Origin of the sequence: Mycobacterium farcinogenes (assembly GCF_019739075.1) — a bacterium.
GTDB classification, from domain to species: Bacteria; Actinomycetota; Actinomycetes; order Mycobacteriales; family Mycobacteriaceae; genus Mycobacterium; species Mycobacterium senegalense.
Genome location: NZ_CP081673.1, coordinates 5,948,438 through 5,964,849 on the forward strand (window position 1 = coordinate 5,948,438; position 16,412 = coordinate 5,964,849).

Genomic DNA, 16,412 nt, shown 5'->3' on the forward strand with positions numbered 1-16,412 from the left:
GGGGTATCCCGCGACCGTGAGCCAGCCCGATCACCATCGCAGCGAGTTGACCCTCGAGGTCGACGGAACCCGCCGCCATCTGACCGTCGACAACCGCATGACGCTGCTGGATGCGCTGCGTGAACAGCTGGGCGTAACGGCGCCGAAGAAGGGCTGCGACCACGGACAGTGCGGCTCGTGCACGGTGCTGCTCGACGGGCGTCGCGTCACCACGTGCCTGACGTTCGCCGTCGCCGCCGACGGGGCACAGATCACCACGGCCGCAGGCCTCGAGCAAGATGGTCGGCTGCACCCGGTGGCGCAGTCGTTCTACGACGAGGACGGCTTTCAATGCGGTTACTGCACGCCCGGCCAGATCTGTTCTGCGGTCGGCATGTTGGACGAGGTCAAGGGCGGCGCACCGAGCTTCGTCACCGAAGATCTGGAGCTCAGCCCCGTGCTGACCGACGATGAGATCCGGGAACGGATGAGCGGCAATCTCTGCCGGTGCGCGGCGTATCCGAACATCGTCGCCGCGATCGAGCGGGCGGCGACCCAATGAGGCCGTTCGACTACCACCGCGCGACGAGTCCCGCCGATGCGGTGGCCGCGCTGGCCGAGCACCCCCGCGGAGCCTTTCTCGCCGGCGGCACCAACCTCGTCGATCACATGAAACTCGGTGTCACAGAACCGGATCTGTTGGTCGACGTCAGCCACCTCGATCTGTCGGAGATCGCAGTCACCGACGACGGCGGCGTACGCATCGGCGCCAACGTCCGCAACAGCGATCTGGCGGCCGACCCGGTGATCCGGTCGCACTACCCGATGCTGGCGCGGGCCCTGCTGTCGGGTGCGTCCGGGCAATTACGCAACGCGGCCACCACGGCCGGGAACCTGCTGCAGCGAACCAGGTGCGTGTACTTCCAGGACGTCACCACGCCGTGCAACAAGCGCGAGCCGGGCAGCGGCTGCTCGGCGCTCGACGGCTATGTGCGCTACCACGCCATCTTCGGCGCATCGCCGCATTGCGTGGCAGTACACCCTTCGGACATGGCAGTGGCGATGTGCGCCCTGGACGCGCAGGTCGTGGTGCGGACTCGCGACGGGGAACGCCGCATCCCGGTGGACGAGTTCTATCGGCTTCCGGGTGACGAACCCGACCGGGACACCGTGTTGGGGCACGGTGAGCTGATCACCGGAGTCGAACTGCCCCCGCCACCCGGTGGGGCGGTCTCGGATTACCGCAAGGTGCGTGACCGTGCCTCCTACGCGTTCGCGCTGGTGTCGGTCGCCGCCGAGCTGACCTTCACCTCAACATTCCAGATCGGGTCGGCACGAATCGCATTGGGCGGCGTGGCACACAAGCCGTGGCGGGCGCGGCGGGCCGAGCGCGTACTGACCGGCGATCAGCCCTCGGCCGAGACCTTCGACGCAGCGGCTGAAGCCGAACTCAAGCAAGCCGAACCACTGCCGGGAAACGAGTTCAAAGTGGACCTCGCCCGCCGCACACTGGTCGCCCAACTACGCATGCTCACCGAACGGAGACGGCCATGACTCTCGTCGAACCGCATGCCATGGGCCTACCGATGGCCCGCACCGACGGCCGTGCGAAGGTCACCGGCACCGCCCGCTACGCATTCGAGCAGCAGGTCGAGCACCCCGCGTACCTGCATGCGATCCAGGCCACCATCGCACGCGGCCGGGTCACCACCATGGACACCACCGCGGCCATCGCCCTCGACGGGGTGCTCGACGTGCTCACCGTCTTCGATGCGCCCAAGCTGGCCGACACCTCCGACGGTGAGCTGACGATCCTTCAGGACGATCAAGTGCACTTCCGCGGACAGATCATCGGCGGCGTGGTGGCCGAAACCGCTGAGATCGCCCGGGAGGCAAGCGCTCTGGTGCGGGTGGATTACCACGAGGAGCCGCACGACGTAGCGCTGACCGCCGATCACCGCGGCCTGTACAAGCCCGAGTCGGTCAATCCGTCGTTTCCCGCCGACACCGATCAGGGCGACGTCGAAACCGCCCTGACCTCAGCCGAGGTCACCGTCGACGCGACCTACCGCACACCGATCGAGCACAACAACCCGATGGAGCCGCACGCTTGCATCGCACACTGGACGATGCGCGACGGTGAACCCTCGGTGACCCTGTACGACTCGACGCAGGGCGTACACGTGGTACGCAAGACGCTGGCGCCGCTGCTGGACCTGAGGCCCGAGCAACTCCGGGTGGTCGCACCGCACGTGGGCGGCGGGTTCGGGTCCAAGGGCGCGCCGCACGCGCATGATGTGCTGGCCCTGCTCGCCGCCCAGCGCGCCGGCGGCCGACCCGTGAAGCTGGCACTGACCCGACAACAGATGTTCTCGCTGGTCGGCTATCGCACCCCGACCATCCAGCGCCTGCGACTGGGCGCCGATCAGGGCGGTCACCTCGTCGCCCTGGCACACGACGTCGTCGAACAGACTTCCACCGTGAAGGAATTCGCCGAGCAGACGGCCGTCACCTCCCGCAAGATGTACGCCAGCCCCAACCGGCACACATCGCACCGGTTGGCCGCGCTCGACGTGCCCGTCCCGTTCTGGATGCGGGCTCCGGGCGAATGCCCCGGCACGTTCGCCGCCGAGGTCGCGATGGACGAGCTCGCGGTGGCTTGCAAACTCGATCCCATCGAGTTGCGGATCCGCAATGAACCCGAGGTCGATCCCGAGACAGGCAATCCCTGGTCGAGCCGACGCCTGATCGAGTGTCTCCGTGTCGGCGCCGAGCGCTTCGGCTGGCATCCACGCGATCCGCGGCCCGCCAAATACCTTGCCGGCAATTGGTTTATCGGCACCGGGGTGGCTGCGGCCACGTATCCAGGTATGGCGATGGAAGGCAACACGGCCCGCATCAGCCACACCGGGCAGGGTCACTACACCGTGCAGATCGGCGCAGCGGACATCGGCACCGGCACCTGGACCGCGCTGGCCCAGATCGCCGCCGATGCCCTGGGATGCGATGTCGCCGCGATCGACCTGCAGATCGGTGACACCGACCTGCCGCAGGCATCGGTGGCCGGCGGCTCGTCCGGCATCACCTCGTGGGGATCGGCAATCGTGGCTGCGGCCAAGCAATTTCGCCGCGAGCACGGCGACCATCCGCACATCGGTGTGACAGCGACGGCCGAGGCTCCGCAGAACCCCGACACCGAGAAGTTCACGGTCCAGTCCTTCGGCGCGCACTTCGTCGAGGCGCACGTCAACCGTGACACCGGCGAAATCCGGGTCCCCCGCATGCTCGGGGTCTTCTCGGTCGGCCGGGCCATCAACGCGCGCACACTCCGATCCCAGCTGATCGGTGGCATGACGATGGGGCTGTCCATGGCGCTGCATGAGGAGAGCGTGCGGGACTCACGGTTCGGGCATGTCGTCACCCAGGATCTCGCCTCGTATCACATCAGCGCCCACGCCGACGTCCCTCATGTCGAAGCGATCTGGCTCGACGAGGTCGAAGAACACCTCAACCCGATGGGGTCTCGCGGCGCGGGCGAGATCGGCATCGTCGGCGCCGCGGCGGCGGTGGTCAACGCCATACACCACGCCACCGGGGTCCGGGTCCGGGAGCTACCGGTCACTCTCGACAAAGTGTTGCCGGGGCTGCCCTGAGCCTGGTCAGCCGGCCAGGTCGTCTTCGGTGAGTTCGGTGGCGGCCAAAGCGGCAGAAAGGGTGTCATGGCGAAACACCGAGGTGACGTGGTCGTGCACCACGCGGAACGCGGCGGCTCCGGCGCGAGCCGTCCCGTCGGCGCTCAGAACGGTCTGTTCGACGACGACCACGCCGTCGTGGACGAACATCCGCCCCGGCGTCACGGTCTTGCCCACGGAGCCGGCCCAATCACGCAGGGCGGCGTGCCCTTGGGCGGCACCTCTGGCATCGCCTACCTCGATGTCATCGCTGGACAGCTTGATCAGGGTGTCGACGTCGTTGTCGTTCAGCGCGTCATGCCAGGCCAGAACCGTGGCGATCTCGGATGTGGTCATGAACGCAACGTACGCCACTCAGAACGGTGTGTTGTCGAGCCAGGCGGCCCAGGTCGCGGTGTCGCCGAACACTTCGAGTCCGAGGTCGCCCGCACTGCGCCGCCGAGTGACGGCCAACAACAGGTCACCGGCCGGACCCTTCAGTGCGACAGTGCCCTTGCCATGACTGTGTGACCACCCGAGCCCGTCCTCGTCGTGCTCCAGCATCCACTCCCCCGTGGGCCCCAGCCCCTCGTCGGTGGCGTGCAGATGAATGCTGGCACCCGACGCGAGGGGTTCGCCGTGCCGCTTGTTGGCCATGCCGGTGGAGATCTCAAGCCACTCACTGACCGCGTCGGCGGCGAGGTCGGCCGGAATGTCGAACGTGGTTCCCAGGGCCAGCGCGGCGTCGGCGTGGTGCACCGCCACCTCGTGTACTCGACGCCGGATCCACCATCCGCCCGGTTTGGGGCCCAGGAAGGTCCACACCCTGGTGTCGGTGCCGACCTGGTCGACCGCCTTGAGGATTTGGACCGCACCCGCGTTGAGCCACTCGATCGCAGCCTCGGCGTCGTCGGGCGGCTTGCCCTCATGTACCTCACGCGGGTCGAGCGGGGACACCCGACGCTCGGAGATAATCTGTGCCGCCCAACGGTTTCCGCGCCCCACATGACGGAACAGTTGCTTGAGCGTCCACTCCGGGCACGTCGGCACCGGCGTCTCAGGATCGCTGGAGGCGATCAGCTCCCCGAACGAACGGGTCTGGTCGAGCAGAGCAGCTCGGAAGTCCACGTCACGAACTTACCGCTGTGCGTGCCTTCCCGAGTGCGATCGGCAGAGTCGACCACCCCCGCAGGATTCGGGTCTCGCGGCGGCTTCCCTGACCGGCCGGCCGGGCGTCGGGGAAACGCTCGAAGAAGGTCTGCAGGCCGACCTGGCCTTCCGCTCGGGCCAGGGCAGCGCCGAGGCAGAAGTGTCTTCCTCCGGAGAACGACAGGTGCCGCCCGGCGTTGTCGCGCTCGATGTCGAAGCGGTGCGGGTCGGTGAACACCGCGGGGTCGCGGTTGGCCCCGGCGAGGTGCACGATGACCAGTTCGTCGGCCTGCACCTGCGTTCCGGCCACTTCCGTGTCCACGCGGGCCACTCGTGCACTCATCAGCACCGGTGAGTCCAGGCGCAGGATTTCCTCGACGGCATTGGGCCAGAGTTCGGGCCGAGAGGCCAGGGTCTGCAGGTGTTCGGGATGGTCCAGCAGCATGCGGATGCCGTTGCCCAGCAGGTTGACCGTCGTCTCGAACCCCGCCGCCAGGACGAGCCCCGCCAGCGCCCGCAGTTCTGATTCGTCGAGCGGTTCCCCGGCCGCGCCGGCGTCGGAAGCCTGGATGATCTGGCTGAGCAGGTCCTCGCCGGGGTTCCGACGCAGTTGGCGCAGGTGATCGGTCAGCCAGGTCTCGAATCCGTGGATGCCGGAGTTCACCTGCTGGTACTGCCGCCAGGTCAGGCCGATGTCGAGGCTCGGCGCGCCGAGCTCGCCGAAGCGAAGGATCTGGGAGCGATCAGCGTCGGGCACGCCGAGGATGTCGCTGATCACCGCGACCGGCAGCTGGGCACAGTACTGCTCGACGATGTCGACCACGCCGCCGTCCATGGCATCCAGCAATTCGTTGGCTGTTTCCTGGACCCGTTCCCGCAGCCGGGAGACCGCTCGGGTGGTGAACACCGATGAGACCAGCTTGCGGTAGCGCGTGTGGTCGGGCGGCTCCACGGCCAGCAGCGACGGGGCCAGCAGGGGGTGCAGCCCGCCGGTGTAGGTCTTGTCGGCCACCCACCGCAACGGCTTCGGCAGGTTCCCGCCGAGCCGCGACACCCGGAAGTCGTCAGAGCGCAGCAGGTCGGTCGCGACGTCGTAATCGAAGGTCATCAGCAGCGCACGACCGCGCACGATCGGCCCGCGCCGGCGCATCTCATCGGCGAAGGGAGCCGGGTCGGCCCGCACCGCGGGGTCGGCGATCAGCCGAGCTTGCGGATCCCCGCGGCGCACGCCGTACGCAGAGATGCCTCGAACCACGCCGTGCAGGGCCAGCCACCGGATTCGTTCCCGCATGGCCCGAGCCTACGACCGCGAAATTTGTTCTACAAGCGTCAAACAGTGGCGACTGGGCGCCCCAGCGCGTACACGCGCCAACCCGCATCGCGCCACCGCTGCGCGTCCAGGCAATTGCGGCCGTCCACAACGACTTTGACCCGCACCATGTCGGCCAGTTCGGCCGGGTCCAGGTCGACGAACTCGGCCCACTCGGTGAGCACCAACACCGCATCGGCCCGGTCACAGGCCTCGATGACGGAGGTGGAGTAGTTCAGCGTCGGGAACACCCGCTGAGAGTTGTCCATCGCCTTGGGGTCATACACGTTGACCGCGGCGCCGTTGAGCTGCAGCATGCCCGCGACATTCAGCGCCGGCGAATCACGCACGTCATCGGATTCGGGCTTGAACGCCGCACCCAGGACGGCGATGTTGGCGCCCAGCAGCGATCCGCCGCAGGCCCGGGTGGTCAGCTCCACCATCGCGGTGCGACGGCGCATGTTGATGCTGTCGACCTCACGCAGGAACGTCAGCGCATGGTTCGCGCCGAGCTCACCGGCCCGGGCCATGAATGCCCGGATGTCCTTGGGCAGGCAACCGCCACCAAAGCCCAGACCGGCGTTGAGGAATCGCCGCCCGATCCGCGGGTCGTAGCCCAGCGCATCGGCCAGCAGGGTGACGTCGGCGCCGACGGCTTCACACACTTCGGAGATCGCGTTGATGAACGAGATCTTGGTGGCCAGGAACGCATTGGCCGAAACCTTGACCAGCTCGGCGGTCTCCAGGTCGGTGACCAGGAACGGCACCCCGTCGGCGATCATCGGGGCATACAGCTCGCGGACCGCGGATTCGGAGCGGGCCGAATCACGCTGCACACCAACCACAATCCGGTCCGGGTGCAACGTGTCGTGCACCGCGTACCCCTCCCGGAGGAACTCGGGGTTCCAGGCCACCTCGACGTCCACGTCCGCCGGGGCCAGGGCGCGGGCCCGCTCGGCCAGGTCCGCGGCGGTGCCCACCGGCACGGTGGACTTGCCGACGATCACCGCGGGCCGGCGGAGCCGGGGCACCAGGGTGTCGATCACGGCGTGCACGTGGCGCAGATCGGCGCTGTATTCACCCTTTTTCTGTGGCGTGCCGACACCGAGGAAATGCACGTCGGCGAAATCGGCGGCCTCGTCGTAGTCGGTGGTGAACCGCAGCCGTCCGGCGGACAGGTTGTCGTTCAACACCTTTCGCAGGCCAGGCTCATAGAACGGGATGTCACCGGCGGCGAGTTTGGCCACCTTGCCCGGGTCGATGTCGACCCCGGTCACCTCATGGCCGAGCTCGGCCATCCCTGCGGCATGTGTCGCGCCCAGATAGCCGGTACCGAATACGGTGCATCGCATACTGCCTGGATAGGCCGCGATAATGAGCTAGCCGCTACGTGACACTGAGCGGCAGGCCAACGTCAGGTAACGGTTTTCAGTGGCCGCCGAATGACGGGAAGGGCCACAGGCCCCCGCCGTCACCGCCACTGCGTGAACCGCCGGACCGACCGGGGTTCCAATCACCGGAACCCGAACCACCGGGGTTCCAGTCACCGGAACCACTGGACCGCCCAGGGTTCCAGTCGCCGGATCCGCGGCCCGGATTCCAATCGCCCGCACCCCGGCCCGGGTTCCAGTCATCCGAGCCTGAGCCAGGCCACCGCGGGCTTTCCGGTTCGTGGCGTGACGGCGGATCCCATCGCGGCGCCTGCTCACGCGGCTCCCACGGCGGACGGAAGATGTTCGGCAGCCGCGGCGCAGGCGGCAAAACGACCAGCGGCGGGATGTACGGCGCCGGCGGGTTGTAGATCGGAGCCGGCGCAGGCGCCACGGGAACCGGGGCCGGCGGCGGAGCCTCCGGAGCCGGAGCAGGCGCCTCGGGCGCAGGCGGTGGGGCGGCAGCGGGCTGCTCGACGTAGACCGTGCGCGGCGGGGCCTGCGGTGCGGGCGCCGGCGCTTCCTGGACCACCGGGATGGGTGCCTTGATGGTCTCCGGCGGTGGGGCCGGGGGCGGGGCCGCCGGCTGCGCGGGCTGGGCCTCCGGCGCGGGTGCGGGCGCCGGGAGCTTGGCCGGGGCGGTCGGCGCCACCGCGCCCTGCGCCGGCGAAGGGCGTTGATCGACCGTCGGCCGGATACTCACCGCAAGCGAGATGACCAGGGCCACAACACCAACCACGAACACCGAGGTCAACGCGGACCCGACGAGCAGGAACGGCTTGCGTTCCTCGTCGAGCGGCATCTCGTCGGCGACAAGGTCGACGCCGTCGATCGCCTCGGCACCGAGCGGCGCCATCTGGGTGGACAGACCCGCCAGTGCGTAGGCACTGCCCGCGGTCGTCCCGTCGGGATCTTGCGAGTAGGCCAAACCGACCGTGGTGGCTTCGAACGCCGGAGCGTTGGCCGATGCCAGTGCGGCGCCGCGGGCCAGCGCCATCTCCGGCTCGTCCGGGGCGCTGACGGGGAGCGACACCAGGGGCTCGAGGTGGGCCTTGACCGAGGCGACGTCGACACCGGCGCCGAGGACGAACATGCCGTCGGGCGCGGATTCGGCAGCGTCGACGGCCGCGGCCATCTCGGTGAGCACGGCCATCGCGTCGGAGCTGTGCAGGGACCGGCTGAGCACCTTGACCACCGAGCCGTCGTCGGTCTTGACCACCGACAGCGTCGCGGCGTCGCGGTCGATGAACAGCAGCGCGGTGGTGTCGTAGCCGACGGCGCGGCCGACGGCCTGGGCCAGCGCGGCGGCGGCATGGCTTTCGGAGACCAGCATGACGTCGTCGATGCCGTGCACGGACAGGGCGTCGCGCAGAGCCGACGCGTCGGAATGGTCGGTCCACGTGACACCGACCGACTTCAGATGGTGCCCACCCGTGGTGGCGCTCTCCTGGGTTCCGAGGATGGCAGCGACCACCTGATCGGCCGCACTGGTGGTTGCCAAGTCTTCATTGGCGGTGACGTCGAAGACGTCGTGATCGACGGTGACCCCGTCGGCTTTCTCCCCCTCGACCAGCACCATGCGGACCGTTGTAGGTGCCATCGCCACACCCAATACGATGTCCACCGAGTCCTCCAATGTGTTTGCTGCACTGCGTTTGTCGCCATTGCGCACACATGTCGCACGAACCGACAACTAGAACCTTCATCGGTGCAACGTGCTCGATCGTTACACCTCCGCGCGTTAGCTGCAGCGCTGAGATCCCGGTCGGACCGCGACGGCATGGTGCGTGCCGGCGCCGGTTAGTTAGACCCTACTCGGCATTACGACAAAGAGCGCCGCCCGGTTCATCCCGCGCTGTCTTCTTCGGCCGGATCCGGGCGTTGTTCCCGGTCGCCGTACTGACCCAACTGGCCCAAGGTTCCGAACAATCCCGGCCGGCGCTGGGGCAGGTGCCCGTGCACTCCCTCGGCGTACGCGGACTCGGCGTGCTGGGTGAAGTCGACGCCGGTGGTCTCGTCCTCGGGGCTGACCCGGAACCCCATGAACCGGTCGATCAGTTTGGCGAGCCCGTACGAGACGGTGAAGGCATAGGCCGCCACCACGATCGCGCCCAGCAGCTGCTTACCCAGCTGGGTCAGCCCGCCGCCGTAGAAGAGGCCCTGCGGGCCCTGGGTCATCACCTCGGTGGCCAGGAAGCCGATGAGCAGGACGCCGACCACGCCGCCGACGAAGTGCACTCCCACCACGTCCAGCGAGTCGTCATAACCGAACCGGAACTTCAGGCCGATGGCGAAGGAACACACCACGCCGGCGGCCAGGCCCACCACGACCGCGCCGAGGGTGTTGACCGTGCCGCACGACGGGGTGATCGCCACCAGGCCGGCCACCACACCGGAGGCCGCGCCGAAAGTTGTGGGCTTGCCGTCGCGGACCTGCTCGACCGTGAGCCAGCCGAGCATGCCCAAGCAGCCGGCGACCAGGGTGTTGAGGAAGATCGCCGCGGCAGTGCCGTTGGCCGCCAATGCCGAGCCCGCGTTGAAGCCGAACCAGCCGAACCACAGCAGGCCGACACCGAGCAGCACGAAGGGCAGGTTGTGCGGGCGCATCGCGTCCTGCTTGAAACCGATGCGGGGCCCCAGCACCAGGGCCAACGCCAGGGCAGAGGAGCCGGAGACGATCTCGACGACGAGGCCGCCGGCGTAGTCGAGCACGCCCAGCCCGGCCAGCCAGCCGCCCGGGCCCCAGACCCAGTGCGCGACGACGGCGTACACCGCGACGGCCCACAGCGGGACGAACAGCATCCAGGCGGCGAACTTCGCGCGGTCCGCGATGGCCCCGCTGACCAGGGCGGCCGTGATGATCGCGAAGGTCAGCTGGAACGTGGCGAACAGCAGCTCGGGCACCGAACCGTGGGCGGTGCTGGGCGTGATGCCGAGCATGCCGAAGTGCTGCAGGCCGCCGATGAAGCCACCACCCGCGTCATCGGAGAACGCCAGGGTGTAGCCGACCAACAGCCAGGCCACCGTGACGAGCGGGATCGAGATGAAGCTCATCATGATCATGTTGAGCACGCCGGTGGTGCGGACCATGCCGCCGTAGAAGATGGCGAGGCCGGGGGTCATCAGCAGGACCAGCGCGGTGCTGGCAAGCAGCCAGGCGGTGGCGGCCGGATCGATTTCGGGCACGTCGAGCTCCTTTGGTCTCGACGAGAATCTCCGGCCCGCGTTTCAGCCACGCGGCAAGCGTGTTTCAGCCGTGTTTCGTGTTGCGGTGTGGTTACTGAAAGTTCACCGGGCGCTTTTGCGTCCGGCTTGCTCTTGCTCTGCCGAGCGTGCGTGTCTGCTGGCCGACCCGCCGTCATCTGGCGGCATTCTGCGCACACTCGCGGTGCATGGGCGGGCCAGCCCCTCGTGGCAACTACGACTTGATGAAGTTCAAATGCGAGCGAGACGGCGTCGGGCCGCGCTGGCCCTGGTATTTCGAGCCCACCTTGTCGCTGCCGTAGGGGTGCTCGGCGGGGCTGGTCAGCCGCAGCAGGCACAGCTGGCCGATCTTCATGCCCGGCCACAACGTGATGGGCAGATTGGCGACATTCGAGAGCTCCAAGGTGATGTGCCCCGAGAAACCCGGGTCGATGAAGCCCGCGGTCGAATGCGTCAACAATCCGAGACGGCCCAGCGAGGACTTTCCTTCCAGGCGTCCGGCCAGGTCGTCAGGCAGCGTGCAGACCTCGAGCGTGGAGCCCAGCACGAACTCGCCCGGGTGCAGGACAAACGGCTCTCCTTCGACCGGCTCGACCAGCGTGGTCAGCTCGTCTTGCTGTTTGGCCGGGTCGATGTGGGTGTAGCGGGTGTTGTTGAACACCCGGAACAAGTTGTCCAGACGGACGTCGACGCTCGACGGCTGCACCAGGGCATCGTCGAACGGCTCGATGGCCAGGCGTTTAGCGGCGATCTCGGCCCGGATGTCTCGATCGGAGAGCAGCACCCGACGAGCGTATCGGTTACCGACGGACCACCCCCGAAGACGGCGACACGGCGCGCTCGGCGTAAGGCGCCACGAAGGACTTGTCTGCCGCCTGCCCCGCCAGTGGCACCACCTTGCGCACCACGGTGTGAACCGACTCGGTGGGTGGGGGCGGTGCGGCATGTTCCGCCGTGGTCGACGCCTGCGGTGGAACGCTGCTGTGGCCGCCGCGCACCGTCACCGCCAGAAACACCGAGCCCGCCACGATCAGCGCCGCTGTCGCCAAGGCCATGGCCACGGTGTGCGTCAGCGGGGCAGGTTTGACTGCCGACGCCGGATCGTCACGAATATCCGCGCTGGCGATCAGTGCGCCGCGAGCCAGCAGCAGGGCAGCTTCGTCGCCGAGCAGTACAGGCCGCGACATCACCGAATTGGCTTCCTCGACAAGGTTTTCCGCATCTGGAGCCGATCCCGCGATGGCCACCTCGTCGATCGGCTCCGGGAAGCTGTCGCAGAGACCGCGCAGGGCCAGCACCGCGGTAGCCGCGTCCGGTCCGTCGAGATGGCGGGTACGTAGCCGGCGCCGGCCATCCTCGCGCTCGGAACCGGTCACGGCCAGCATGGCCTCCTCCGGTTCGACGACGCACAGCGCGATGGCCTCGTAGTCCCCGATCTGGGCGGTGTAGTCAGCGGCCGCTTCGAATGCATCGGCTTTGGAGACTGCTGCGGCGTTCGTGATGCCCCGCTCCTCGAGGGCGTCGAGAACGAGCTTGGCCTCAGCGGCCATCGCATCGGTCCAGGTCAGCGCGACGCGTGCCACGGTGTATCCGTTGGCCGGAGCGGTCGCGCGCGTGTCGATCACCGCGTCGACGACGCGGTCGCGGAAACCAGAGTGCTCGACGCCGGCGGCGTCGCCCGCGGGCAGCGAGTTGTGGTCGATCACCGCGCCATCGCCGTGGGTGCCCTCGACCAGGAGAAGCCGGGCGTCGCGCGAGGTCATGGCAATACCGATGACAACATCCATGCGTTGAGTCCCTTGGTTGATTCGGCCCGGGCTGCGGGCCTCTTCGCTCCATTCAGCACCGGATGGAGCCCACGACACCGACGGTAGTAACTGCGCCTGAGAACGTCAGCCCGAGGATTTACCCGACTCTCAGGCTGCCGCGTGAACGGCGATCATGTTCTGGGGTCAGCTGTTTCGCCACGCAACCGGAGGCGTCGGGTCCGCACTGGGCAACCCGCCGCCGACTGCACCGAGCCCCTTCGCCATCCGCGGGCCATCTCCCGTCCGATTCGTCGGCGTCAATTTCTTAGACTCACCGCGAGTCGCCTGCCCACCTTCCCCACGGCCCGGCGCGGGTTGCTATCCTTCGTCAGCACCGTGCCGATGTAGTTCAATGGCAGAACATCAGCTTCCCAAGCTGAATACGCGGGTTCGATTCCCGTCATCGGCTCCACGAAACGCCGGGTTATCAACCCGGTGGATGCGGAATCGAGTAGTCGACTACTCATGCACCCTCCATCAAAGAAGACAACGCTGTGGGAAAACGGCGTCGTGATCGCGAGGGAAGGCGGGTCGGGCTATGACAGATACCAGCCACACACGGTGAACACGAGACTTGTCGTTGATGGGGCAATCGATCCCCAGCCAGTTCGGCGAAACGAAGGCGGAGTGCTCGACCTGGGATAGGTCATCCTGCTGCCACCGGCGAAGCGATCCCAACTTCTCCCGATCGGGCAATACGTGCCTTGGATATTTATTCGCCGACCGCGAATAGCACGAAAGTGATGTGGAGATGAACAATAGGAACGTAGTGGTGGCCATGCCTTTCGGCAAACCGGGGACGGAGCGCAGGAAGGCTGTCCTGAATTTCAGGCGCCTGAAATATATCATCGAGAAGAAGTGCCAGGTCATCCCTTCTCCCACCACGGGAATGAACGTGACCTACAGCGTTAATGTAGCAAAGGCATCCATTAATGACATTCCAAGTCAGGCACTTTCCCAAATCAACGAGGCCGATATCCTTATCGCACTACTTTCGGAACGGAATTTCACTGTCACGTATGAACTTGGATATCGCCGAGGCCGTGACCGGACCCCAGTAATTCTAATAGTCGATTCGCCAGACGACATTCCCGTTTACGAGTCCGCGGTGGCTTACCAGGAGTGGAGACAGGATGAGGTGCTGGAAGAAATAGACCGCATCGCCAGTAAGGATTTCCCTAAATTGGTCGACTACCAAGGGGAGATACCGCCGTCCTTGCAGGAAGTGGTCGATGCCAAAGACGACGGCCTTGCAAATAGCTTGCGATTGACACTCCAAGAGATCGAAAACGACCATGCGGTGTGCGCGCTCTCGCCCGCACAAAAGCTGCGCGGCATACTGTCCGACAGTGAAATCACCCGATACTATCCATTCTCAGTCGTCGAAATACGTTTCGTAAAACGGGGGGTGTTCGAGGAATCAGAGTCCCCGACGGAGGTCGTTGAATTCGACGAGAAGTTCAGTCGCCTCTACGGCTACGTAGACAAGGCCTCCGCACTCAAGGACGGACCGCTTACGCTGGACCGATTGCTCGAGCGGCTCGAGAAGTTCTCAGACACGGACGACTGGCAGAAGTTTTTGCAAGAGCAGGTGACCCTCACCGATACCGTGATCAAGGATCTCGGTTTTGCTATCGCCACCATTCCGATAAAGATCAACAGCTCTCATACGGATGAATTCAGGGGAAGAGCTTTCCTTCCATGCATAACTTCTCAAGTGATCGACGGCGACAGAGACGGACCACACAACATGTATCTCCTGATCGCCTACATCGATGTTACCAATACCCATCTTGCTACCCGGAGCGAGTGATGACCACCTTCCAATACGCCCCCGTCGCCGACCCCCATTTCGGCACCCACAAGGAGACGATCCAGAGAATATGGGACCAGATGCAGCGGTTGCAGACCGATTTCGCAATTGCGCAAGAACTCAGTTTCTATTACACATCACCGCAGTGGCAAAACGCTCATACGGTACTAGATGTCGGAACCGGAAACGGCTACTACCTGAAACAGATAGCGGCCCGATTCCCAGGCAAGAAGTACACGGGCATCGACCTCTCCCCCGAACTGGTCGACGTCGCCAATCGGGAAGCATGTGAGAACAATGTCTCGTTCGAGAACAGTCGTCTGTTCGACCACGAGGGAACCTACGATTTCGTTCTGATGCGTCTGTTACTTCAACATCTTGACGACATTCCAGCTGCTCTCGACCGTGTGTCGCAATTGACTCGACCCGGTGGAACGGCGCTGATAATTGATGCCAATGACACGGTGCGCTACTTCTCCCCGAAATTTCCATTGTTCACGGAATTCTTCGCCGCCTACACTGAACACGAAAGATGCGCCGGACGCGATCGAAGGGTCGGCGATCGAATCGAGGAAGCCCTGGCGCAGAGCACTTCCTGGATTCGCGGTGACACACTGTCACTTTTAATACCGTCAACGGTCAACGGAAATCTAGAACTCTTCAGGCAGACCTACACCCTTTTCGTCGATTTGGTACGCGAGGCAGGTGAACTCGAGTACGACTTTGAAAGCGTCAAAGATGCATGGTTCCGCTGGTCTGCCCTACCGGACGCCTACACACAGGTGGGGTTGAACCTGATCCGCATCGACCGAGTTTGAGCAGGCCATCGAACTCACCGGCCGTCTCCCATTCATTGAGAACCCTCGTTGACAATTGCCGCCTCCGCGCAGACAGTGCTAGACGTCCGCCGAACGAGAGGCACGCAATTGAGCACCAATCCACCCGTCGACCAGCTCAACGAGCTCGGCTACTACGCCGTGACCCGCCACCCCGCGGATGTCCGGGTGGTGCTGCCCGAGGCCCGTACAGCCGACGAGCTCGGGTTGGGTTCCTGCCACATCGGTGAGCGGTTCACGGTGAAGGATCCGGCGGTGCTCTCGGGCGCGGTCGCGGGTGCCAGCACGACGCTGGGCATCGCGCCGTCGACGAACTACCACACGCGGCACCCGACGGTCACTGCGACGATCGGGTCGACCATGCACGCGCTCACCGAGGGCAGGTTCGCCATGGCGTTCGGCCGGGGCATGGCGGCGTATTGGCAGGCGATCGGCCTGCCGGTGGTCACCGAGGCCCGGCTGCGGGACTTCTTCGGGATTCTGCGTCGGCTCTGGGCCGGCGAGATGATCCTGAACCACGACGGCCCGGCCGGGAAGTGGCCGTTCCTGCGCCACGCCAGTGGCCTGCCGGACGGACCGCCGATCGGCTTGGTCGCGGTCGGCCCGAAGACGATGGAGCTCGCCGGCGAGATCGCCGATTTCGTTGTGCTCCATACGTTTTTCTCCGATGAGGCCACGACGTCGTCGATCGAGGCGGTGCGCCGCGGGGCCGAGCGTGCGGGCCGGGATCCTGACAATGTCCGCATCTGGGCGTGCCTGGCGACGGTCCCCGACGCGTTGTCGCCCGAGGACCAACTGCGCCGCGGCGTCGGGCGCCTGGCCACCTACCTGCAGGCGTACGCGGATGTGTTGGTCTCGGCCAACGGCTGGGATCCCGCCGCCTGGGAGCGGATCAAGCAGAGCGATCTGTTCACCGACGCGGCCGCTGCCGGGCCGATCGATGCGAGTGCCTCGTACGAGACCCTGCAGCGAATCGCCGAGATGATTCCCGCCGAATGGCTGGACTCAGTGGCCAAGGGATCACCGCAGAACTGTGCGAAGACGATCGCCCGACAGCTCGAACTGGGCACCCATTCAGTCATCATGCACGGCGCGAGCCCGCACGAGATCGCACCCGTCGTGCAGGCCTATCGGGAGAATCGGCCGGCGCTACGCCGTGCGGTCGCGGCGAACCCGGGGAGGTTTGCCTGAGCACGCACGAGTCCCCGCAGGC

General features: G+C 66.1%; 14 protein-coding genes and 1 tRNA gene. 7 read left to right on the forward strand and 8 right to left on the reverse strand.

What is annotated here, in order from left to right:
• Positions 1 to 16: 16 nt before the first annotated feature.
• The 3 genes from K6L26_RS28455 to K6L26_RS28465 are packed head-to-tail and all read left to right on the forward strand — an operon-like array spanning position 17 to position 3,632.
• A complete protein-coding gene (locus tag K6L26_RS28455) occupies positions 17 to 541 on the forward strand; it encodes a 2Fe-2S iron-sulfur cluster-binding protein (protein WP_019345178.1) in 525 nt (174 codons plus the stop codon).
• Positions 538 to 1,533, forward strand: a complete 996-nt coding sequence (locus tag K6L26_RS28460) for an FAD binding domain-containing protein (RefSeq protein ID WP_221852220.1) — start codon at positions 538 to 540, stop codon at positions 1,531 to 1,533. The genes K6L26_RS28455 and K6L26_RS28460 overlap by 4 nt, the downstream gene beginning before the upstream one ends.
• Positions 1,530 to 3,632, forward strand: coding sequence for a xanthine dehydrogenase family protein molybdopterin-binding subunit (locus K6L26_RS28465; protein WP_221852222.1), 2,103 nt, complete (start codon positions 1,530 to 1,532; stop codon positions 3,630 to 3,632). Before K6L26_RS28460 ends, K6L26_RS28465 begins: the two co-directional genes overlap by 4 nt.
• A 6-nt stretch (positions 3,633 to 3,638) precedes the next feature.
• Here K6L26_RS28465 and K6L26_RS28470 read toward each other — a convergent pair whose 3' ends face one another.
• The 8 genes from K6L26_RS28470 to K6L26_RS28505 form a co-directional block, all read right to left on the reverse strand.
• Positions 3,639 to 4,007, reverse strand: a complete 369-nt coding sequence (locus K6L26_RS28470) for a nuclear transport factor 2 family protein (protein ID WP_043368353.1) — start codon at positions 4,005 to 4,007, stop codon at positions 3,639 to 3,641.
• A gap of 18 nt (positions 4,008 to 4,025) precedes the next feature.
• Positions 4,026 to 4,778, reverse strand: a complete 753-nt coding sequence (locus K6L26_RS28475; RefSeq protein WP_221852224.1) for a maleylpyruvate isomerase family mycothiol-dependent enzyme — start codon at positions 4,776 to 4,778, stop codon at positions 4,026 to 4,028.
• 1 nt (position 4,779) lies between these two features.
• Entirely contained in the window at positions 4,780 to 6,090 is a 1,311-nt protein-coding gene (locus tag K6L26_RS28480; protein WP_019345183.1) for a cytochrome P450, read from the reverse strand.
• Positions 6,091 to 6,128: 38 nt separating this feature from the next.
• Entirely contained in the window at positions 6,129 to 7,460 is a 1,332-nt protein-coding gene (locus K6L26_RS28485) for a UDP-glucose dehydrogenase family protein (RefSeq protein ID WP_221852226.1), read from the reverse strand.
• Between the two features lie 76 nt (positions 7,461 to 7,536).
• A complete protein-coding gene (locus tag K6L26_RS28490) occupies positions 7,537 to 9,162 on the reverse strand; it encodes a DUF7159 family protein (protein WP_221852227.1) in 1,626 nt (541 codons plus the stop codon).
• Between the two features lie 221 nt (positions 9,163 to 9,383).
• Positions 9,384 to 10,724, reverse strand: a complete 1,341-nt coding sequence (locus tag K6L26_RS28495) for an ammonium transporter (RefSeq protein ID WP_064897993.1) — start codon at positions 10,722 to 10,724, stop codon at positions 9,384 to 9,386.
• A 232-nt stretch (positions 10,725 to 10,956) separates the two neighbouring features.
• Complete coding sequence (dcd, locus tag K6L26_RS28500; RefSeq protein ID WP_019348564.1) at positions 10,957 to 11,526, reverse strand: dCTP deaminase; 570 nt, start codon at positions 11,524 to 11,526, stop codon at positions 10,957 to 10,959.
• A 16-nt stretch (positions 11,527 to 11,542) separates the two neighbouring features.
• Positions 11,543 to 12,529, reverse strand: a complete 987-nt coding sequence (locus K6L26_RS28505; RefSeq protein ID WP_221852229.1) for a DUF7159 family protein — start codon at positions 12,527 to 12,529, stop codon at positions 11,543 to 11,545.
• Positions 12,530 to 12,888: 359 nt separating this feature from the next.
• Here K6L26_RS28505 and K6L26_RS28510 point away from each other — a divergent pair.
• The 4 genes from K6L26_RS28510 to K6L26_RS28525 all read left to right on the forward strand — a co-directional run bounded on the left by K6L26_RS28510 (position 12,889) and on the right by K6L26_RS28525 (position 16,390).
• Positions 12,889 to 12,962 (forward strand) — tRNA-Gly (locus K6L26_RS28510).
• 360 nt (positions 12,963 to 13,322) lie between these two features.
• The gene (locus K6L26_RS28515; protein ID WP_221852231.1) at positions 13,323 to 14,363 is read left to right on the forward strand and encodes a hypothetical protein; all 1,041 of its coding nucleotides are present in this window, start codon (positions 13,323 to 13,325) and stop codon (positions 14,361 to 14,363) included.
• Positions 14,363 to 15,181 carry a class I SAM-dependent methyltransferase gene (locus tag K6L26_RS28520; protein ID WP_165691932.1) on the forward strand — a complete coding sequence of 273 codons (819 nt, stop codon included), beginning with the start codon at positions 14,363 to 14,365 and terminating at the stop codon, positions 15,179 to 15,181. The genes K6L26_RS28515 and K6L26_RS28520 overlap by 1 nt, the downstream gene beginning before the upstream one ends.
• Before the next feature lie 108 nt (positions 15,182 to 15,289).
• Positions 15,290 to 16,390, forward strand: coding sequence for a TIGR03857 family LLM class F420-dependent oxidoreductase (locus K6L26_RS28525; protein WP_019348568.1), 1,101 nt, complete (start codon positions 15,290 to 15,292; stop codon positions 16,388 to 16,390).
• The last annotated feature ends 22 nt before the right edge of the window (positions 16,391 to 16,412 follow it).